Genomic DNA, 941 nt, shown 5'->3' with positions numbered 1-941 from the left:
AGTGAGCGACCGGTCCGAGTGCTTCAACGAACTCGCCTCATCCATCGTCCCGCGAAGGACGTGCTTCCGCCGGTGGCGGAACTTGTCTCTCTCCTTACGGCCTTTCCGGTCAGATAGCGGCTGGCGAGGCCTCCCGCGTCCAGCGGAATTCGGTGCCGTCCACCCACATGCGGTGCATGATGACCGCCAGCCGGCGGGCGAGTGCCACGATCGCTTTTCGCAGACCGCACCGCTTGGCGACATTCATCGCCCACGCCTTCAGCCATGACCACTTCTTGACGCGCGTTAGCATCACTTGGGCGGCTTCGTAGAGCAAGGTGCGCATCATCCCGTCGCCGCACAGCGAGACGCGACCGACGCGGTGACTTTCACCTGATTGGTTGAGCACCGGCGTCAGTCCCAGGATGAACCCCACCGTTTTGGAGTTTCTGAATCGCTGTGGAATGTCGATCGTCGCGGTATAAGCCAGCGCCACCACAGGACCAACGCCGGAGATCGTCATCAAGCGCCGACAGACCTCATCGTCCCGCACGATTCTCAGAAGTCTGCGATGTAGAACTGTAAACTGTTCTCGCAGCTTGCAGCGCGCCTCCAGCAGCGGCGTGACAATTTCGGCCAGTTCACAGCGTCCTTCGACGAGCTCGCGAATCCGATCCTCAAACTTGACGGTCCCGACGACGCCAACCTTGAGCCCAAAATTGCGCAACAGGCCGCGCAGGTCGTTCTCGATGGCGAGGGCCTTTTCCTGCAGCAGCTTGCGCGCCGTCAGCAGCGCGCGGCGCTTCTGGCTCGTCAGCGTCTTGACATGCACCGGGCGGAACAGGTTGACGCGCATCATCTGTGCGATGCCGCGCGCATCATTGCGATCCGTCTTGTTCGGCCGCGCCTTGAGGAATGCCTTGGTGTGTCGGGTCTCGATGCAGATTGCCGGCAAACCGGCC

The 941-nt window shown here is 61.8% G+C and carries 1 protein-coding gene; it reads right to left on the bottom strand.

The annotated features are described in order from the left end of the window. Nucleotides 1-109: 109 nt before the first annotated feature. On the bottom strand, nt 110-941 hold an 832-nt coding region (locus NKJ81_RS32540), incomplete at its 5' end, for an IS110 family RNA-guided transposase (RefSeq protein ID WP_352542984.1).

Source organism: Mesorhizobium sp. M0018, assembly GCF_040323955.1.
In the GTDB taxonomy this organism is placed as follows: Bacteria; Pseudomonadota; Alphaproteobacteria; order Rhizobiales; family Rhizobiaceae; genus Mesorhizobium.
The sequence above is the reverse complement of the archived record's forward strand: the minus strand, read 5'-3'. Positions and strand labels throughout refer to the sequence as shown.